This is a genomic window from Ruminococcus flavefaciens ND2009, from assembly GCF_000621785.1.
GTDB classification, from domain to species: Bacteria; Bacillota; Clostridia; order Oscillospirales; family Ruminococcaceae; genus Ruminococcus; species Ruminococcus flavefaciens_C.
This window is the reverse complement of sequence record NZ_KK211348.1, coordinates 412,682-431,260: the sequence shown is the minus strand read 5'-3', so window position 1 is coordinate 431,260 and position 18,579 is coordinate 412,682. Positions and strand designations below refer to the sequence as shown.

Annotated in this window: 19 protein-coding genes; all 19 read right to left on the bottom strand. The window is 53.9% G+C overall.

Features of this window, described 5'->3' with window-relative positions:
• Positions 1-768, bottom strand: coding sequence for an adenosylcobinamide-GDP ribazoletransferase (gene cobS, locus T488_RS0114785; RefSeq protein ID WP_028521468.1), 768 nt, complete (start codon positions 766-768; stop codon positions 1-3).
• Complete coding sequence (locus T488_RS0114780; protein ID WP_028521467.1) at positions 762-1,283, bottom strand: bifunctional adenosylcobinamide kinase/adenosylcobinamide-phosphate guanylyltransferase; 522 nt, start codon at positions 1,281-1,283, stop codon at positions 762-764. Before T488_RS0114780 ends, cobS begins: the two co-directional genes overlap by 7 nt.
• Positions 1,280-2,329, bottom strand: coding sequence for a nicotinate-nucleotide--dimethylbenzimidazole phosphoribosyltransferase (gene cobT / locus T488_RS0114775; RefSeq protein ID WP_028521466.1), 1,050 nt, complete (start codon positions 2,327-2,329; stop codon positions 1,280-1,282). Before cobT ends, T488_RS0114780 begins: the two co-directional genes overlap by 4 nt.
• Positions 2,317-3,669, bottom strand: coding sequence for a cobyrinate a,c-diamide synthase (locus tag T488_RS0114770; RefSeq protein WP_028521465.1), 1,353 nt, complete (start codon positions 3,667-3,669; stop codon positions 2,317-2,319). The genes cobT and T488_RS0114770 overlap by 13 nt, the downstream gene beginning before the upstream one ends.
• Positions 3,666-4,856 (bottom strand): precorrin-6y C5,15-methyltransferase (decarboxylating) subunit CbiE, encoded by a 1,191-nt coding sequence (gene cbiE, locus T488_RS0114765; RefSeq protein ID WP_028521464.1) that lies wholly within the window; start codon positions 4,854-4,856, stop codon positions 3,666-3,668. Before cbiE ends, T488_RS0114770 begins: the two co-directional genes overlap by 4 nt.
• A gap of 4 nt (positions 4,857-4,860) precedes the next feature.
• Entirely contained in the window at positions 4,861-5,610 is a 750-nt protein-coding gene (gene cobK, locus T488_RS0114760) for a precorrin-6A reductase (protein WP_028521463.1), read from the bottom strand.
• Positions 5,603-6,331 carry a precorrin-3B C(17)-methyltransferase gene (gene cobJ, locus T488_RS0114755; protein WP_028521462.1) on the bottom strand — a complete coding sequence of 243 codons (729 nt, stop codon included), beginning with the start codon at positions 6,329-6,331 and terminating at the stop codon, positions 5,603-5,605. The genes cobK and cobJ overlap by 8 nt, the downstream gene beginning before the upstream one ends.
• Positions 6,328-7,365 (bottom strand): cobalt-precorrin 5A hydrolase, encoded by a 1,038-nt coding sequence (locus T488_RS0114750; protein WP_028521461.1) that lies wholly within the window; start codon positions 7,363-7,365, stop codon positions 6,328-6,330. Before T488_RS0114750 ends, cobJ begins: the two co-directional genes overlap by 4 nt.
• Positions 7,362-8,120, bottom strand: coding sequence for a precorrin-4 C(11)-methyltransferase (cobM, locus tag T488_RS0114745; protein WP_028521460.1), 759 nt, complete (start codon positions 8,118-8,120; stop codon positions 7,362-7,364). The genes T488_RS0114750 and cobM overlap by 4 nt, the downstream gene beginning before the upstream one ends.
• Entirely contained in the window at positions 8,113-9,255 is a 1,143-nt protein-coding gene (gene cbiD, locus T488_RS0114740; protein WP_028521459.1) for a cobalt-precorrin-5B (C(1))-methyltransferase CbiD, read from the bottom strand. Before cbiD ends, cobM begins: the two co-directional genes overlap by 8 nt.
• A complete protein-coding gene (cobI, locus tag T488_RS0114735; RefSeq protein WP_051536506.1) occupies positions 9,245-9,940 on the bottom strand; it encodes a precorrin-2 C(20)-methyltransferase in 696 nt (231 codons plus the stop codon). Before cobI ends, cbiD begins: the two co-directional genes overlap by 11 nt.
• Positions 9,940-10,794, bottom strand: a complete 855-nt coding sequence (gene rsmA / locus T488_RS0114730) for a 16S rRNA (adenine(1518)-N(6)/adenine(1519)-N(6))-dimethyltransferase RsmA (protein ID WP_028521457.1) — start codon at positions 10,792-10,794, stop codon at positions 9,940-9,942. Before rsmA ends, cobI begins: the two co-directional genes overlap by 1 nt.
• 10 nt (positions 10,795-10,804) lie before the next feature.
• Positions 10,805-11,068 carry a hypothetical protein gene (locus T488_RS0114725; protein ID WP_028521456.1) on the bottom strand — a complete coding sequence of 88 codons (264 nt, stop codon included), beginning with the start codon at positions 11,066-11,068 and terminating at the stop codon, positions 10,805-10,807.
• A 30-nt stretch (positions 11,069-11,098) separates the two neighbouring features.
• Positions 11,099-12,286 carry a hypothetical protein gene (locus T488_RS0114720; RefSeq protein WP_155267235.1) on the bottom strand — a complete coding sequence of 396 codons (1,188 nt, stop codon included), beginning with the start codon at positions 12,284-12,286 and terminating at the stop codon, positions 11,099-11,101.
• A complete protein-coding gene (locus T488_RS0114715; protein ID WP_028521454.1) occupies positions 12,253-13,854 on the bottom strand; it encodes an NAD(P)/FAD-dependent oxidoreductase in 1,602 nt (533 codons plus the stop codon). The genes T488_RS0114720 and T488_RS0114715 overlap by 34 nt, the downstream gene beginning before the upstream one ends.
• Positions 13,851-15,098, bottom strand: coding sequence for an aminoacetone oxidase family FAD-binding enzyme (locus T488_RS0114710; RefSeq protein WP_028521453.1), 1,248 nt, complete (start codon positions 15,096-15,098; stop codon positions 13,851-13,853). The genes T488_RS0114715 and T488_RS0114710 overlap by 4 nt, the downstream gene beginning before the upstream one ends.
• Positions 15,099-15,102: 4 nt before the next feature.
• Positions 15,103-15,981 (bottom strand): metallophosphoesterase, encoded by an 879-nt coding sequence (locus T488_RS0114705; RefSeq protein WP_028521452.1) that lies wholly within the window; start codon positions 15,979-15,981, stop codon positions 15,103-15,105.
• Positions 15,981-16,874 carry a mechanosensitive ion channel family protein gene (locus T488_RS0114700; protein ID WP_242838360.1) on the bottom strand — a complete coding sequence of 298 codons (894 nt, stop codon included), beginning with the start codon at positions 16,872-16,874 and terminating at the stop codon, positions 15,981-15,983. Before T488_RS0114700 ends, T488_RS0114705 begins: the two co-directional genes overlap by 1 nt.
• A 165-nt stretch (positions 16,875-17,039) precedes the next feature.
• Complete coding sequence (locus T488_RS18250) at positions 17,040-18,575, bottom strand: polysaccharide biosynthesis protein (protein ID WP_037298375.1); 1,536 nt, start codon at positions 18,573-18,575, stop codon at positions 17,040-17,042.
• Between the last annotated feature and the right edge of the window lie 4 nt (positions 18,576-18,579).

Below are 18,579 nucleotides of genomic sequence, written 5' to 3'. Positions count from 1 at the left end.
TCACATGACCTCCATTATTCTGTATGTAAGCGCAGCAGAAGCTGCAATGACAAGTTCGCACACCTGCAGGAACCAGCCTGCAAGGTCTCCTGTAATACCGCCGAACTCCCTGTACGCAATATGACGGTAATATAAAAGGGTCAGCAAAGCCGCTGCCGAAGCTGCTGCACCTGCCCCGGGACTTATCACCACCATAGCATCCACGGAAACTGCGGAAAGTATGACAAGTGTTATCACAGTTACCCGTTTATGTGCAGGAGCGGTGAAGCTTTGCAGGCTCCCCTCCTTTTTTGCAGCGCGGAATGTTACAGCTGCCAGTCCGCTGAGAGACCGTGAAAGCACATATCCTACGCAGACCACCGCCGCTGCGGAGAGAGCCCTCAGCTCCGTGAATACCGCAGTGTAAAGCACGAGATAGACTCCCAGCTTTATTGCCGCAAATGCTCCTATATGAGAGTCGCTGAGTATCTTCAGCTTTTTCTCCCTGTCTCCCCATGAAGCCCGTGCATCACAGGTATCGCAGAAGCCGTCAAGGTGTATACCGCCTGTGACCATGACTGTAATGCCCAAAGCACCTGCGGCATAGAGTATGCTGCCTATGTGAAGCACTCCGCATAAGTACCGCCAGCCCAGCACCAGTCCGCCGATGACTGCTCCCACAAGCGGAAAAAAGCACAGGGCAAACCGCCTGTTCTTCTCGCTCCATTCGGGTCTCGGAACAGGGATACGGGAGTACATCAGCAGTGCCGAAAGCATTGAATTCAGCATATGAGACTTCCCTTGCGGACTATCGGTATACCGTAAACGCACTCCACCACATTGTCGGCAAGCTCAGCTATACGGCGGTTGATGATCGCCATCTGCTTTATGTATGCCATAGTATCGGGAGAGTAATCGTTGCCGTCGCTCCCCACCTCGTTGGTGACGATGACCAGCTCCTTCGTCTTTTCCGAGAGACGCTTTATGCCCTCTACTATCTTCTTTGCAGGGTCAAGGACCTCAGAGCCCACAAACATCTCATTGGCACAGAGATTTCCCACGCATTCCAGCAGCACGCCGCTGCCCTCGGGTATCTCGGTATCGCCTATATCACGAAGTCTTTCAACGGTAACATAGTTCTTGCCGCAGCGCATCTCCACATGACGGGCAATTATCTCCTCGGCATCGTCGCCCACGGGATTCATGGTGGCGATGTAGTATTTCTGCCCCTCAAAGCGATCAAGCACCCTCTCGGCGTAACTAGATTTACCGCATTTAGTTCCTCCTGTTACCAGTGTGATCATTTCAGTTCCACATACCTTTCTATCCCTGCGCTCTCAAAGCGATGGGAATTATAGTAAAGCGCTGACGCTCCGTCCAGAAGCGGCAGCAGCAGTATTCCTCCTGTGCCCTCGCCAAGCCTGAGACTGCCGTCGATAACTGCTCTGAGCCCCAGCCTTTCGAGAAGCATTTTTCCCGCAGGCTCCGCAGAAACATGGCCTGCAAGCATATAGTCCTTGCAGTCGGAGGCGAGCATTGAAGCAAGCACCGCCGAAACTGCGGATATAACGCCGTCTATGATTACAGTTACGCCGTAAACGGCTCCCCCAAGGAAAAGCCCCGTCATACCAGCTATCTCGAAGCTTCCGAGCTTTGCCATGAGCTGAACTGCACCGCCGTCACAGGGAGAGTTCACAGCAATGGCGCGCCTGACAGCGTTTATCTTGCGGCGGAGCCCCTCGGTGGTGAGTCCGGCTCCCCTGCCTGTGACGGTCTCGGGAGGGAGCCCCAGTATCACCGACGAAAGGGCAGCTGTGGGAGTTGTGTTGCCAATGCCCATTTCTCCCGTAACAATGAGCTTCACGCCCTTGCCTGCAAGCTCCTTCACCATGTCCATACCCACAGCAACAGCGGTTTCAGCCTGACTTTCCGTCATGGCAGGTCCCATGGCGATATTGCCCGTACCATGGGCGATCTTCCTGTTGATGATATTCTCACAGGTGGAGTCCCCCTCCATGCCGATGTCAACAGACAGGACCTCTGCTCCGTAGACAGCCGCAAGAACGTTTATGTTAGACCTTCCGCAGGCGATAGCCTCAGCGCAGGCAAGTGTCACGGAGCTGTCGGTCTGGGTGACCCCCTCTGCGGTCACGCCGTTGTCGCCGCACATGACTACCACAGCACGCCGCGAAATATCGGGGCTGTCGGTTTTCTGCACAGCGGCAATCCTGTCCCACATCTCTTCCAGGGCGCCGAAGCTGCCAAGGGGCTTAGCCACGCCGTCCCAGTGCTCCTGAGCCTTTGCGGCGAAGGATCTGTCCGCAGGTCGGATAAGCTTCAATCTTTCCATTTTACACCTCCGTAGGCGGCGCAGGCAGCAGCAAAACGCTCTGCGATCCTGACATCCGAATAAAAGTACAGATGGGGAAATCCTGCGTACATAGCTGAATTTGCGTGGACACACTTCCAGCTTCTTCCGTCGGACTTGGCAGCAGTGAAGTCTGCTCCGCAGTCCGTGCTGTCCCAGTAGTGGAACTCATGAGCGGGAAAGCTTTCCCCCTTGCGACAGAGAAGGCAGTCTCTTTCGGCAGTCATTGTAACATAGCCAAACCGCTGAAGCCTGTCGGTCTCGAAGGCGGTGCCATTTATAACGCCTGCCATGGGGTATTCCGCGCCGTCGGCAGTCCTTATGCTGTCATGGAGATACATGAAGCCGCCGCACTCGGCAATAGTCGGAAGTCCGCTTTCGATCGCCGTCTTTATGCACTCCCTCATGGAACTGTTCGCTGCCAGCTTTTTAGCATGGAGCTCGGGATATCCGCCGCTGAGGATAAGACCGCAGCAGTTTTCGGGAAGCTTCTCGTCCTCAATGGGTGAAAAGTATTCCACGGTACAGCCAAGCTTCTTCAGCAGGCTGATATTCTCGGAGTAGGTAAAGCAGAAGGCTCTGTCTACCGCCACAGCTATCTTTGGTGAGAAGCCTGTACAGGTACTGTGCAGTTTTTGCGGTGCAAAACGAGGAAAGCTCCTTTCGGACACCTCAATGAGCCTGTCAAGACGGATATGCTGCTCCGCCAGCTTGCCAAGCTCCGCAGTTTTCTCCCTGAGGTCAGCTATCTCCGCAGCGGTGACAAGTCCCAGTCTGCGGCTCTCTATACCCGGACTTTTCGGCGGCATACAGCCGAAATACTCAGTCCCGAGTTCACAGCACAGCCGCTCCGCCATAGGGACAAGCCGCACAGGGAGCCTGTTGAAAACAAAGCCTGCAATATTATTTGGAGCCTTGTACGTCAGGAAACCTTTCATCACCGCGCCGATAGACTCCACTGAGCCCTTGCAGTCCAGGACTACAACAGCAGGAGTGTCGGTAATGTCAGCCACAGAGTGTGCCGAGCCCCTTCCGCCAGCACCGTCATAATAGCCCATGACGCCCTCTATCACCGATATATCGGCGTTCTGACCGTTCTCCCACAGGAGTTGTCTTATGCAGTCATCGCCGCAGAAGAAGCTGTCAAGATTATGAGCGTCCGTGCCGATGATACTGCTGTGGAACATGGGGTCGATATAGTCGGGACCGCATTTGAATGAGGAGACCGCCAGTCCGCGGGCCTTCAGCGCCGCAAGAACTGCACAGGTGACCGTGGTCTTTCCGCAGCCGCTGTGAGTTCCGCCGATAAGAATTCTTTTCATACAAGCTTCCTTTTTATAATGAATACGGGATTAAGTGCAGACATCATTGTATGCGAACCGACTTTATTGGTCCTTGTGACTGCTATCTGGGTAATTTCGGCTACAAATCCAAGCTCATCAAATACAGCGGTGCACTCCGAGAGAGTTTCCAACGAGACCGCAGTAACGGTCAGTCTGATATTGCTGTTTTTTTCATAGGCTGCCTGAACAATCTGCCTCAGCTCTCCCCCGGAACCGCCGATGAAAACACAGTCGGGACAGGGCAGATCTCCGACGAGCTCCGCCGCTCTTCCCGTTTGTATGACAATGTTATCGCAGCCGAATTTACGCCTGTTGCGGTCAATGAGCTCCGCAGCCTCGGGCGACTTCTCAACGGAGTGGACGGTTCCACGCTCACAGCGCACAGCCATCTCCACGGACACAGAGCCCGTCCCGCCGCCGATGTCCCAGCATACGTCATCCCTGCCGATGTCAAGTCCGGAAACGGCAATTGCGCGGACCTCAGCCTTCGTCATGGGTACCTTTCCCCTCTCGAAGCAGTCATCGGGGATACAGCCCGGCACACTGCGCTCATAGTCAGGATTTTCCGCCAGCAGCACACACAGCTCCGCGGTAGTTATATCTGAAAGCTCTGAAGCTGTTCCGCTCATTATCCTCTCGTCTGCATAGCCCAGTCTTTCGCCGATATGCACCGTAACTCCGCCCATTCCGTAGTCACAGAGCCGCCTGCACACCTCGGCTGCCGTCATATCTCCGCCAAGGAGAAAAAATGTCAGCCTATGGGCTCTGACTGCTCTGACAATATTGCCGCTTTTGCCGTGAAGACTGACAAAATTGCAGTCCGACCAGTCCATTTTAAGCTTTGAGAAGAGGTAAACAGGTGAAGCTATACCGCAGATGAACTCCACATCATGGTCAGCAAGCGCCTCCGCAAGCCGCGCTGCACCGCTGAAAAATCCGCAGTCACCCGACATCAGCACCGCCGCTGCGGAAAAGCTGTTCTCAGCAAGATAGCGCCCTATCTCAGCGCCCCTGTACTCCTCAAGGACAGGCTTTCCGCAGGAGCGGTAGTCCTCCACCATTCGTTTTGCGCCGATAATGACCTCCGCTTTTTCAATTGCAGCTATCCCTTCGGCGGTCAGCGTCCTCCTGCCGTCGGCGCCCGTGCCTACTATGTATACCTTCACATTTTCACCTCCTCATGGCGTAAATCAGAGACTTTATCTCCTCCATGGTGCTGCCCTTTTCCTCGGGACGAGCAAGCACTATCGCCTTTATACCGCATTTTTCCGCCGCCTCCAGCTTCTCGGGGAAACCTCCCGCAGCACCGCTCTCCTTGGTCACAAGAAGCGCCGAATCGCTCCGTTTTATATGAGCCATATTCTGCTCAAGGCTAAAGGGACCTTTTTCAAGGATAAGATGCTCCGCAGGGAACCCCAGTTCAATGCACAGCGCCCTTACGCTGTCAGTGGGGAGAGCTCTCACCCAGACCCTTTCGGCGTAGTTTTCAACTTCCGTAAGCTTCGGCAGTTCCTTGCTGCCGAGAGTGCTGAGCACACTTCCGCTGCTGCTGTTTATGAGCTCCACCAGCTCGTCCATATCCCTGACCGAGACACAGTTCCCCAGCTCCGATGAGCTGCGCAGAAGCCTGTGATATGGCAGTTCGGCAGCTTTGCAGGCGGTGGTTATATTAGCTGTTACCTCGGTGGCATAGGGGTGAGTGGCGTCAATTACCGCCCTGCATCCAAGCTCTCTCATGATGGCTGCCATTTCGTCACTGTCAAGCCTTCCCACAAGGATACGCAGTCCCTTTTCTCGAGGGAGAAGCTCTCCCCCGTACTCCGTAGCCACGGAAACCGCCGCGGAAACTCCGCAGGAGCAGCAATACTGCGCCAGCTCTCTGCCCTCGGTAGTTCCGCCGAATATGAGCAGCTCACACATTTCTGTAGCCCCTTGGCGTCACCATTTTTCCGCCTATCACTTTGGCCTCGGAGTTCCCTATGAACACAGTTGTGAACATATCCACGGCAGTCCCGCGGAGCTCCCCGAGAGTGAGCACACGGCTCTCCTGCCCCTCTCTGCCGATATTCCGCACATATCCGCAGACCGTATCCTCAGCGCGGTACTGAAGGATAATATCGCAGGCGCGCATAAGGTAGTCCGCACGCTTTTTCGACGAGGGATTGTACAGAGCGATGACGAAGTCCCCCTCAGCCGCACAGCGAAGCCGCTTCTCTATCTTCTCCATGGGCGTCAGCAGGTCGGAAAGGCTTATGAGAGCCAGGTCGTGGGTCATAGGCGAGCCCAGGACAGCTCCGCCGCTGAATGCTGCCGAAACACCAGCCACCACCTCAATATCCGCGTCGGGATAGTCCGCTGAGAGCTCATAGGCAAGACCTGCCATACCGTAGAGCTGACTGTCGCCGCTGCAAACCAGAGACACGGTCTTTCCGCTCTGTGCAAGGTCAAGTGCAAGGGCAACGCGGTCACGCTCCTGTCTCATGCCTGTGGAAAGGCACTCCTTTTCGGGGAAGAAGCTCTTTATCTGCTCCGCATAGACGGTGTAGCCAACCACAACATCGCTGTTCATCACAGCCTGCTGCGCTTCCAGGGTCATACCCTCACGGCTGCCGCAGCCAATGCCCACAACGTAAAGCTTCATAGCACGTTCCTCTCAAAATCAAGATATACGGGAGCCTCAGCCGCTGCCACGGTAACTCCGTCAAAGGCAGTCTTGTGAAGGACCAGCCTGCCGCCGCTGCACAGCACAGCACTGCGCTCACAGACATTGTCCGCACCTGTGGTCTCGCGGACGAAGTCAGATGAGTCAAAATCGCCGCTCACCGCCATGAGCTCATCGGCGGTATAGGTCCGCAGCTCCATATCCCTGCGCTCACAGAATCTGAGGAGCCCCTCCTCACGGGCTTTCAGGTCAATGGAAGCCACACCGCTTACTCTCTCAGGGTCAATGCCAGCCTGACTGAGAGCGGAATTCACAGCTGTTTCTATAGCTTCGGCAGAGGTACCCTTTTTGCAGCCTATACCCAGAACGATATTTCTCGGAACAAGCCTGAGGGTAACGTCAAAGGGCTTCACATCGGGCTCCGTGCCCACATAGATACCCGTCCTGCACACGCCGAACTCCGTAAGCTCGTCGGGCAGTCCGCCGTGTCTGTACTCCGTTGAAAAGCCCACCTTCTCATCGTCCAGCACCTCCGCCGCTATCTCTTTTGCAGCAGCAAGGTCGGTGATTATAAGCCCGTTTGCCACTGCGAAGCTGTCAGGCGAGAACTGTCCGCCAACGTCCGTAGCCGTAGTTATTACGGGAGTATTTCCCAGAGCCTCCGCCAGCACCTCCGCAAGTCGGTTAGCACCGCCGATATGACCGGAAAGCACAGGGATAACGAAGCGTCCGCTGTCGTCCATGACTATGACCGCAGGGTCGTCCGCCTTTGTACCCAGGAGAGGAGCCACTGCCCTCACCGCAATACCGCAGGCACAGACGAAAATAAAGGCGTCGGAGCGCTTGAAAAGTCTCCCAACCATGCTTCCCATATTCCAGAACACTGCCGAATTGTCATCGGTGTGCTTGTGAAAACAGTAGCGGCTGACCTTATGCTCACCGCCGAGTACCTCCGCAGCCCTTTCTGAGAGCTGTCTGCCTTTTTCAGTAACGGAAAAAATCGCTATATTCATTTGGCTTCTGCCTTTCTGAACTCAGTTTCAAAATTCTTGTCATAGAGCTTTGAAAGCTCATAGTCGTCTCCCAGGAAGTCTCCCACGGTAATGAGAGCAGTCTTGCTTATGCCGTTTTCACGGGCTGCCTGTGCAAGAGTTCCCACAGTGCAGCGCACTACCTTCTCGTCCTGCCATGTGGCTTTGTAGACTATCGCCGCAGGAGTATCGGCGCTGTATCCGCCCTCAATAAGCTTTGCTGACAGCTCCTCCGTCATTGAGGCGCTGAGGAAAATGACCATAGTCGCATGGTGAGCAGCAAGGCACTCAATGCTCTCCCTTTCGGGGACGGGAGTCCGTCCTGCCATTCGGGTGAGTATCACCGTCTGTGACACATCGGGCAGGGTGTATTCCGCCTTCAGAGCCGCAGCAGCTCCGCAGAAGGAGCTGACACCGGGAGTGACATTGTAGGCTATTCCCAGAGCGTCCAGCCTGTCCATCTGCTCCCTTATGGCACCGTAAACCGAAGGGTCTCCCGTGTGGAGCCTTACGGTGTGAAGTCCCTCCGCCTCAGCCTTTTCCATGACATCTATTACCTCATCAAGGTGCATAAGAGCGCTGTTGTATATCCTGCACCCCTGCTTTGCGTAGTCAAGGAGCTGAGGGTTCACCAGCGAGCCTGCGTAGATTATGACGTCAGCCTGCTCAAGCAGCCGCTTGCCCCTGAGAGTTATAAGGTCCGCAGCGCCGCAGCCTGCTCCCACAAAATCAACCATTTTCTTCCTCCGTGATCGCCTTTATTAGCTCCTCCGCAAGAGCGGTCCTCACTTGCAGCTGACGCTTATATGAAAACGCCAGAGCCCCAATGGGTATCGAATCCTTCACTCTTGCGCGGAGATAGCTGTCCATGCGCTGAGAGAGTATCTCCGCAGTTTTTTCCAGATAGCCGCCTTCATCGAGTATATCCATTGCAGCGTCCGCAGTTGCGCAGTCGGGCAGCCTTTTCAGGGTATCCGTATCAGCTCCCGCAAGCAATCCGCAGGTGACAAGGACGTCCATTCTGCCGTCCGCCCACGAGGAGTGGGTGTTCATAATGCCTGCACCCAGCTTTACAAGCTTTCCGATATGACCGACTATAAGTATAGACTCAAAGCCCAGCTCCATGCCTATGTCGATGGCGTCGCCGATGAAGTTGCTGCAAGTGACGCTCCTCTCCAATGAAAAGGGCAGTTCCCTCCGGACGAAGTCCTCGCTGTAATTGCCGATAGTAAGCAGCATATTCCGCTGACCTGCGGCACGGCGGATATTAGCCTCCGCGCGTATAGTCTCTATGACGGCAGTATTGCTCATGGGCTCCACGATACCGCTGGTACCGATAACGGAGATACCGCCCTCTATGCCCATGCGAGGGTTGAAGGTCTTCTTCGCCAGCTCCACTCCCTGAGGAATGGAGACCGTCACCTCAAAACCTCCAGAGTAGCCGTATTTCTCGGCAATTTCAGCAACAGCATCGCCTATCATACGCCGCGGCACCGTATTTATTGCAGCGTCCCCCACGGGACGGTCCAGCCCTGCCTTTGTAACAACTCCCACACCATCGCCGCCGAGGATAACAGTTCCTTCGGGGATAAGTCTCACATGGGAATATACCCTGATACCATTGGTGATGTCGGGGTCGTCGCCGCTGTCCTTTACTATAGCGCAGGAAGCGCTTCCCTCATTCAGCTCAGCGTCCACCACATCAAGGTCAAGCAATATGCCCTTGGGAGTCATGAGCTTCACGCCAGTGACCTCATGCCCCGTGAATATCATCTCAGCCGCAGCCTTTGCGGCAGCTGCCGCGCAGGATCCCGTGGTATATCCGCAGCGCAGTTTCTCCGCGCCCCTGTAAACATATTCCTCAAGTCTCATCTCTGCACTCCCCGACAATGAACACCGTAAAATAGCCAAGGTCATCGGGTACCTGGTCAAGGCTGCCGAATATCCTCTCGTTATCAAGTCCGCAGTTCTCTATTACAGAAGTACGCAGGGCAAGTCCCTTTTTTCGCAGTAACGCAATAAGTTCACCGCATTTGCTGCCTGTTTTCATGATGACCTTTGTGCCCCTGAGGTCGAGGAGCTTCTCAAAGTCCTCACAGCCACAGGGCAGTATATGCAATGGCTCGCTTCCCAGACACAGGGGCTTTCCGAGAGAGGCAGCAGCAGCGCTGAAGCTTGTGACTCCCGGGCATATCTCTGCTTTGAAGCCCCGTTCCTCAACACGCTTCGCAATGCGGCTGAATGTGGAATACACGGAAATATCCCCCAGTGTGGGGACTGCAACGTCCTCGGTTTCCAGCAGTCCGCAGAGCATTTCCGCTGTTTCGTCATAGTTTCTGTCCAGTGCCTTCCTGTGCCTGCACATAGGCAGATCCAGATACACCTTACGCTTGCCAGCCAGGTCCGCAGCCCGCTCCGCAATGGACAGAGCCAGACTGTTCTCACCGTGAGTACGGGGAACTGCGATAACACCGCAGCTCTCCAGTATACGCACAGTCTTCACCGTCATGAGCCCGGGGTCACCTGCACCTACGCTTACACCGTATAAAGTTCCCATCAGCCCTTCATCAGTTCAGCGGCAAGAGCAATAAGCTGCTCCATATCCAGCTGCTCGATCCTTGCAGCCTCGGGAAGTCCCAGCCCCGTAAGTGCAGAGTAAACTCTGTCCTTGGGTATACCCATGACGGAGGCAAGTGAGTTTGCAAGAGTCTTGCGGCGCTGTGAGAAGCCTGCCTTTACCACGCGGAAGAAGAACCTCTCGCTTTCCTCGTCGAGACGGTGTTCGCCGTTGAGGTCTATCCTTATGACAGCGGAATCCACATTTGGCGCAGGCATGAAGCTTCCCCGTGAGACGCCGAAAAGATTCTTCACGGTGCCGTAGTAGTTCACTCCCACAGTGATAGCTCCCGACTCTCTTGTGCCCACCTTTGCGCAGAGGCGCTGTGCGGCTTCCTTCTGCACCATTACGGTGATGGACTCAATGGGGAGCCTGCTCTCAAGAAGCATCATTATGATGGGAGAGGTTATGTAGTAGGGCAGATTTGCGCATACAGCCACTTTCAGTCCGCCAAACTCCTCCTCTATGAGCTTGTGGAGGTCGCATTTCATAACGTCCTCATTGATTATCTTCACGTTGTCAAAGTCCGCCAGTGTCTCCTCAAGAATGGGGAGCAGACGGGTGTCTATCTCCACCGCCGTGACCTTGTCCGCCCGCTTTGCCAGCTCCGCCGTAAGAACGCCAATGCCCGTGCCTATCTCCAGCACTCCGAAGCCCTTGCAGGCATTGCCGTTTTCGGCAATTTTCGGGCATATATCGGGATTGATGATGAAGTTCTGTCCCAGTCCCTTTGAAAAGCTGAAACCGTGTCGGGAAAGTATATCCTTAACGGTGCCGATGTTAGTAAGATTCATTCAGTACTCCTTAGACCTTATGCCTTTCTTTTTCGGAAAACTCCTTCTGCTTTGCGTCATTGAGCTTTTCCATAGTGTTTACAAGATAGTCTGCCGAACGGTAGGCTCTCTGAAAATCCATGTCCTTGAAGTGGACCTTCAGGTCTACGAATTCGCCGTCAATAACTATGTCCAGCTGACCTATCTGGCGACCTCTGTACTTCTGTCCCGCATACTTTATGTACTCGTCTATCTCAGCTCTGTCCATTTCTCCGCCGATAACATTAATTTTCATTTCCAAGCCTCCTGTTCATGTATAAAAATATCACTCCGACTTCTTGTCGTCGGTGTCTGTGTTTTCGTTTATGACACTGAGCTTTTCTGCCAGCTCAGCCTTTGCGATGACCTGTTCGCTGCCGTCGCTGCCGATGAGAAGTATCTCCTTGCCGTTGGAGCAGATAACGCCCTCACTGCACAGGGTATAGTCCATGACACCCTTGCGCACCACGGTCTCGGTACCGTCGGGACTTATCCTTACCAGCACGCGGCTCCTCGGGAAGATACCGGGATTTGCGTCCCCTGCCGCAGCGTTTTCCTTCTCATTCTTCTCAGCCTCAAGAAGTCTCTGCTCGAAGTATATCTCCCTGGGGGACTTGTTTCTGGTCTTGACATCGCCCTTTTTCTGAGACTTCCTCAGTGGCTCGCCGCCGAATATGACGCTGAAAGCGTTGATGAAGCCGAATATGGCTTTTACCAGTCTCACAGGGAAAAGCAGCACCGATTTCCAGATAGGCTCCTTTTCCACTTTTGGCTGCTTATAGGGCTGGCGTATGAACCAGAAATTCCCATCAGCGTCATTTTTAGGCTTCAGCAGGTCGTTTGCCTCGTCCTCATAGAGAGTGTCGATAGTACCTGCCTCCTCGTCCACTGCAAGGACAGAGCCTGCGGAAAAGACTCCGGGGTCCTCCACGGAGCGTCCCTTGGTGGTGCAGAATATCCTGCCGTCGGTGGCTGACCATGAAGGACTTTCCTCCACGGACTGCCCGTCTGTGAGCTCGTTGTAGTCGCCCCGCTCGTCGAATATGGCAAGGTGACCGTCAAGAACAGCAGCTATCCTGCCCTCCTTGTAGGAAATATCACCGATGCTCCTGTCCATACCCGTGTAGATATGCCCCTCGGGAGCCTTTGGCGAATCGGCGCTCTTTCGGTACACAGCGCCCATCTCGCCCAGTTTTGCAGAGTAGATGAAGCCCTCGTCCGCAGCGCAGATACCGTTTATGCTTATCATCTTTCCTGGGTCTGCCTCGCCGGGCTGGATATCCTCGCGGAAGAAAGCTCCTGCGCCCTGATGCTTCCACTCCTTGTTCTTGTTTATCTCATTTACGGCGGTGGTGTACTTCTCCGCCCTTTCACAGGGAAGCTCCGAGACCTTGCCGTTATTGCAGACATACATCTTGTTTCGTGAAACGTAAACTATCTTCATTGTCTCTCCGCTCCCTTCATTTCTCTGCAAACTGCCTCCGCGCACTTCATACCGTCAACTGCTGCGGAGACTATGCCGCCTGCATAGCCCGCTCCCTCGCCGCAGGGAAAAAGTCCCCTGAGGGAAACCGACTGCATATCCTCTCCCCTGTTTATCCTTACGGGAGAGCTGCTCCTGCTCTCTATACCTGTCAGCAGTGTGTCCCTATCGTCAAAGCCCTTTATCTTCTTTCCCATTTCCTTTATGCCCAGTTTCAGGGACTCACAGACGAAATCGGGAAGATAGTCCCCGGGCGCTGCAAAGCGTACGCCGGGACGGTACGAGGGCTTTACCCTGCCGTGTTCCGTGCTGACCCGTCCTTCCAGGAAGTCCCCGAGAACAGCCGCAGGAGCGCGGTAATCGCTGCCGCCTGCCCTGAAAGCCTTCTCCTCAAGGTCACGCTGGAACCACATACCTGCCAGAGGGTGATCACTGCCGTAGTCCCCGGGCCCCACGTTCACAAGGAGAGCACTGTTGGAGTTCTCGGCGTCGCGGGCAAAACAGCTCATACCGTTGACCGCCAGCCTGCCCTCCTCTGAGGAAGCCGCAACAACATATCCCCCGGGACACATACAGAAGGTGTAGAGCGTGCGTCCGTTGGGCAGATGTACTGCCAGCTTGTAGTCGGCAGCTTTAAGGGCAGGATGTCCTGCGAAACCGCCGTACATCGCCCTGTCTATATCCGTGCGGAGATGCTCCGCTCTCACTCCCACGGAAAAATTCTTCTGTGAGAGGTCGATTTTTTCATTATAAAGCAGCTCAAAGACGTCCCTCGCGCTGTGGCCTGTTGCCAGAATGAGACTTTTTGTCTCTATGCGCTGCACTTCACCGCCGCAGCTGTATGAAACTGCCGCAAGCCTGCCGTTTTCCGCTTCAAATCCGCAGAAACGGCTGTTGAAACGCACCTCACCGCCGAGAGCGATGACTCTCTCCCTCAGGGCTTTTACTGCGCCGCGGAGCTTATCCGTGCCAATGTGTGGCTTGGCAAGATATAATATCTCCCCGGGAGCGCCGAACTCCACCAGCCGCTCAAATACCCAGCCTATGCGCCTGTCCTTTATGCCCGTGGTCAGCTTGCCGTCGGAAAAGGTGCCTGCGCCGCCCTCACCGAACTGCACATTGCATTCGGTGTCCAGTCTGCCGCCGCTCTGAAACTCCTCAACAGCCTTTACTCTGCTGTCAACGTCGCCGCCTCTTTCGAGGACTATGGGCATTGCGCCTGCCATAGCCAGCACCAGTGCCGCAAACATTCCCGCGGGACCAAATCCCACGATAACAGGGCGGTAGTCCCCATTGCCGACTGTGGGCACATCATAGTGCACAGGCTCATGCTTTGCCGCATTTTTCAGCGTGCGGAGCAGCTTCTCCTCCCCCTTTGCCTCAATGTCAAGGGAGATTAGGAAGTGAACATCGGACTTTTTTCTTGCGTCCACGGACTTCTTTCCCAGCTTCACGCTGATTATCCTTTCACGGCTCAGCTTCAGCTTTTTCTCGCAGAGGGAAACAAGGTCGGAAAGGTCGGTGTCCAGCGGTATTCTTATGCCGCCGACTCTTATCATGAGAGCCCTCCTCTCAGTGAGTCGGCGCAGCTCCTGCCTGCAAGAATGCCCGAGGACCATGCCCACTGGAGATTATATCCGCCGCAGTCGCCGTCCACGTCAAGTATCTCTCCGCAGAGGAAGATGCCCTTCTCGCTTCTCAGCTGCAGCCTTTCGTCAACGCATTCGCCGCTTATGCCGCCCGATGTGACCTGAGCGTCCTTCCAGGGAGCAGTTCCGGTAACGTCAAATTCAAGGCACTTTATGAGCTGCACTACCTGTCTCAGGTCTGAGTCGCGGAGCTCCGAGATAAGCACTGTCAGGGGCTTCCCGAGAGCCCTTTTGGTTATGTATGATGAGAGGTTCCTGGGGAAGATACCCGTCAGGAGTTCCTCAGTGGTCTGTCTGCTGCGCTGATACTGTATAACGCGGAGGTAGCCCTCAAGCTGTTCCGCGTCCATATCAGCAGCCAGGTCAAGTCTCAGCTTCAGCTTGCCCTCGTACTGCGAGAACAGGTGAGCCATGTTGAAAACGCAGATACCCGACAGAGCATTGTCCGTGAACTGTATCTCGCCCACCTCCTCCTTGAGGAGCCTGCCTGCTGAATAAGCCATTACCCTGCCCTTTGCGCGGACTCCCTTGAGTCCCTTGAGAAGCTCGGGACGAACTCTCAGGGGCGCAACTGCGGGGCATATCTTTGTAGTGTGGCAGCCCTTGCTGCGGAGAAGTCTTATGACGCTTCCGTCGGTGCCGAACTGTGGGGCTGCATAGCCTCCTGCGGCAACGATGACTCTCCTGCACGGGTACTTCTCACCCGATGCGGAGTGTATCCTGAAACCGTCATTGGTGCTTTCGATAAATGTGGCTTCAAAGTTGCAGCGCTCGCTGATACACAGCTCCTCTGCGCGAAGCCTCAGTGCGGACAGAACAGTAGCCGCGCTGTTGCTCTTTGGGTAGATACGCCCCTTCGTATCTGCCGTGCATATCACTCCGATGCTTCCGAAAAATTCCTTTGCTGAGGGAGTCGCACCGATTATGCGCATGACGTTCTTCACGCTTCCGTGGTAGTGGTCGGCGCTGAGATTGATGTTGCTGAGATTGCATCTGCCGTTGCCTGTGGCAAGTATCTTCCTGCCCACGCGGTCAAGCTTTTCCAGAATGACCACCTTAGCCTTTGGCAGAGCGGTCTTTGCCTCTATAGCAGCTGCAAAGCCGGAAGCACCTCCTCCGATAACGGCAATGTCAGTGATATTATCCTTACTCATATTTTCACCCCTTTGGCTTGACTTCGATAACGGCTATCTCGGGACGGTTGCACATTCTCACAGGTGCGGGATAAACTCCTATACCCGAGGTTATGAACATCCTTCCACCGTCATAGCTGAAGCAGCCTTTGTCATATATCTCAAGCTCATTGTGCAGGAGCTTTGGAAACCATACTTTTTTCTCGGAGCAGTAAACGGGTCCGAGACCGAAGGGCAGCCTTGCCATTTCTCCGTGGGTATCGCCGCAGAGAGTAAGCTCAGCGCCGAAATCAGCGAATTTCTCATAATTCGGAATGTGCGCCAGCAGTATATCAAAGCTGTTTTCGTCAAGGGAGAAGGCATTGTTAAGGTCAAATGTGGGACTGTAGTAAACATTGTCTATACCCATGATATGGAGCCTGCTGCCCCTGACCTCGATAGTGTACTCCTCATAGGAGAGCACCCTTGCTCCCGCTTTTTTCAGCTCCTCCACGTACCTGTCATCGTAGTCATGCTCACCTGTTACGCAGTACAGCGGATAGCCTGCCGAGACCAGCATCTCCGCAAGGTCAACGGGCTTCTGTATCAGCTCCCACTCGCTCTGTCTTGTATACATATCTCCCAGGAAGAACACCACATCGGGGTGCTCTTTGTCAACGGCTTCAAATATGGTCTTGTTTTTGATGCCGTGCTTTGTGGCGTGGAGGTCGCTGATGACCGCAAGCTTCACAGTGCTGTGAACACTGCTGCTGACTATTTCCGTGTCATTGATCCTGAGAGTGTAGTTATTGAACCACCACACCAGCAGGATAACTATGACCCACAGCCAGAAATGCGACTTTTTCTTTGTTTTACTGTCGGGCTTCTTCTCAGGAGCCTCTTTCTTCTGTTTTGTCTCTGCCATTATATTTTGTCCTTTACATGAATGTCAAGCTGGTCGAAGGGTATCTCGATACCGTTCTGCTCAAAAGCAGCCTTTACCTTCTCTGTCATATCGTATTTTACGGTGAGAAAGTCCTCATTCTTCACCCATACCAGAACATCTATGGATACCGAGCTGTTATTGTGTGAGCTCATGCGCACGATAGGTGCAGGGTCGCCAAGTATCTGCTTTTCCTCGTTGATGACTTCCAGCACAGCGGACTGTGCCTGCTCAAAGTCAGAACCGTAGCTTATATCGAAGCTTAGGTCTACGCGGCGCAGAGGTGTCTCGGTATAGTTGACTATCTTCGCGTCAGTGACCTTGCCGTTTGGAAGGAGCACCGTCTTGCCGTCGAAGGTGGCTATCTTGGTGTAGAAGATACCGATCTCCTTGACAGTTCCCACGGATCCGTCCACCTCGATGATGTCACCCGTAGTGAAGGGCTTGGTGAACAGGATTATGAAGCCGCCGCTGAGATTGGACAGGCAGCTCTGGAGGGCAAGGCTTATGGCAAGTCCTGCTGCACCCAGAATGGTGATTATTGAGGACATGGGCACGTTCAGCACCGACAGCGCCATTATCACCACAGCGATATAGAGTATTATCTTTATAAGGGACACCAGAAAGCTCTTTGCCGCTCCGTTCACATTTGACTTTGAGACAGCCTTCCCCACTATCTTGGCGATCAGCTTTGAAATGAGAACGCCCACCACCAGAATGATAAGTGCGATTATGAGTAGCGGCAGCCCCTTTTGCAGGTAGCCCAGGGCGTCGGAAAACAGTCCCGAGGTCTTTTCCACGGAATCCTGTATATTTCCCAGTATCTGTCTGTCCTCGGTCACGGTCTCCACGGCGGGCAGTAATATATGGAACAATGAGATCATCTCCGCATATGGTAAATTCTTGCAGTACACAGCTGTTACCGCTAATAAAAAAGTATACTTATAATTTATTATATCAGATTTGAGCAGAAAGGTCAATATGTAAACCAAATAAACAAAAAAATCTGCACCGCAGCAAAAGCCGCAGTGCAGTGGTGATCATTTATTTTCATGAGCTCCGCAGATAGTCTGAAGCTGCTTCTTGTTAAAGTCATTGGGGTTTATGAATGTGGGCACCATCTCATGGAGAGCGCTTATAGCCACTTCCTCGTCGTTTTCCAGAGCCGCATCACGGAGAGCTCTCAGTCTTTCCGCAAAGACCTCCTCCTCTATCTCGATCTGCTTACCGATGAAGATGAGCTTGTTTGAGGTCTTCTTCAGCCCCTCCTCGTTCATAAGGAGCTCCTCCTTGATCTTCTCGCCGGGACGGAGACCCGTGAACACTATGGGAACGTCTTTATAGGGCACCTTTCCGTACATACGGATAAGGTTCTCGGCAAGGGTGACTATCTTGACGGGCTGTCCCATATCAAGGACGAAGATCTCGCCGCCGTGAGCGATGGCAGCAGCCTCCATAACAAGGCTTACAGCCTCGGGGATAGTCATGAAGTATCTGATGATGTCCTCATGGGTAACGGTAACAGGCTTGCCCTGCTCTATCTGCTTCTTGAAGAGCGGGATAACAGAGCCGTTTGACCCGAGAACGTTGCCGAATCTTGTGGTGACGAACTCAGTCCTTCCCTCATGCTGCTGAGAGAGGTACTGCACGATCATTTCGCAGCAGCGCTTTGAAGCTCCCATAGCATTTGTGGGGTTTACAGCCTTGTCGGTAGAGATCATAACGAACTTCTCAGCGTCATGGAACTGAGCCAGCGTAGCCACATTGAAGGTACCCACAACGTTGTTCTTGATAGCCTCCATGGGGGAATCCTCCATGAGGGGAACGTGCTTGTGGGCAGCCGCATGGAACACGATCTGGGGCTTGTACTTCTCAAAGATCTGGTTCATACGGTAATAGTCGCGGACAGAGGCGATAAGGGTGACAAGGTCAAGCTTTTCGCCGTAATCCATTATCAGCTCCTGCTGTATCTCATAGGCGTTATTCTCGTATATATCAACGATTATGATCCTCTCGGGATTATACTTTGCGATCTGGCGCACCAGCTCTGAGCCGATGCTTCCGCCGCCGCCTGTAACCATGCAGACCTTGCCGCTGATGAAGTCTCTGATGTCCTTATTATCAAACTTTATGGGATCACGTCCCAGAAGCTCCTCCACCTTGATGTCGCGTACCTGTCCGAGGAGAGTTGCATCGTTGTCCAGGATCAGCGTACCGATAAAGGGAACTATCTTCAGAGGAAGCTTTGTCTCATTGCAGGTATCTATGATCTCCTTGCGCTCCTCGGGCGTGATGGACGGGATAGCAAGAATGAGCTGCTCGATCTCGAATTCCTTAGCAAATTTCACGATCTCTTCCGATCTTCCTACCACCTTTACACCCAGCACTTCCTTGCCGAGCTTGGCTGGATCATTATCGATAATGCAGACAGGATCGAACTGGGCAGAATACTTATCGTCCTTATAGGGCGACTTCTGCGCGTTGAAGATCTCGGTGAGGAGCATCCTGCAGGCACTTCCACCTCCGATTATCATGGTCCTTTTGGCGTTGATGCAGTATTTTACCTCCGATTCCACAATA

What these genes read in the sequence shown, in the direction of transcription:
- T488_RS0114715 (WP_028521454.1), bottom strand. Translation starts at nt 13,854, where the DNA reads ATGATAAGAGTCGGCGGCATAAGAATACCGCTGGACACCGACCTTTCC.
- cobK (WP_028521463.1), bottom strand. Translation starts at nt 5,610, where the DNA reads ATGTGTGAGCTGCTCATATTCGGCGGAACTACCGAGGGCAGAGAGCTG.
- cbiD (WP_028521459.1), bottom strand. Translation starts at nt 9,255, where the DNA reads ATGAGACTTGAGGAATATGTTTACAGGGGCGCGGAGAAACTGCGCTGC.
- T488_RS0114710 (WP_028521453.1), bottom strand. Translation starts at nt 15,098, where the DNA reads ATGAGTAAGGATAATATCACTGACATTGCCGTTATCGGAGGAGGTGCT.
- cobS (WP_028521468.1), bottom strand. Translation starts at nt 768, where the DNA reads ATGCTGAATTCAATGCTTTCGGCACTGCTGATGTACTCCCGTATCCCT.
- T488_RS0114770 (WP_028521465.1), bottom strand. Translation starts at nt 3,669, where the DNA reads ATGAAAAGAATTCTTATCGGCGGAACTCACAGCGGCTGCGGAAAGACC.
- T488_RS0114780 (WP_028521467.1), bottom strand. Translation starts at nt 1,283, where the DNA reads ATGATCACACTGGTAACAGGAGGAACTAAATGCGGTAAATCTAGTTAC.
- T488_RS0114725 (WP_028521456.1), bottom strand. Translation starts at nt 11,068, where the DNA reads ATGAAAATTAATGTTATCGGCGGAGAAATGGACAGAGCTGAGATAGAC.
- T488_RS0114705 (WP_028521452.1), bottom strand. Translation starts at nt 15,981, where the DNA reads ATGGCAGAGACAAAACAGAAGAAAGAGGCTCCTGAGAAGAAGCCCGAC.
- cobT (WP_028521466.1), bottom strand. Translation starts at nt 2,329, where the DNA reads ATGGAAAGATTGAAGCTTATCCGACCTGCGGACAGATCCTTCGCCGCA.
- cobM (WP_028521460.1), bottom strand. Translation starts at nt 8,120, where the DNA reads ATGGTTGATTTTGTGGGAGCAGGCTGCGGCGCTGCGGACCTTATAACT.
- cobJ (WP_028521462.1), bottom strand. Translation starts at nt 6,331, where the DNA reads ATGAAGCTTTACGTTGTGGGCATTGGCTGCGGCAGCCGTGAGGGTATG.
- rsmA (WP_028521457.1), bottom strand. Translation starts at nt 10,794, where the DNA reads ATGAATCTTACTAACATCGGCACCGTTAAGGATATACTTTCCCGACAC.
- cobI (WP_051536506.1), bottom strand. Translation starts at nt 9,940, where the DNA reads ATGGGAACTTTATACGGTGTAAGCGTAGGTGCAGGTGACCCCGGGCTC.
- T488_RS0114750 (WP_028521461.1), bottom strand. Translation starts at nt 7,365, where the DNA reads ATGAATATAGCGATTTTTTCCGTTACTGAAAAAGGCAGACAGCTCTCA.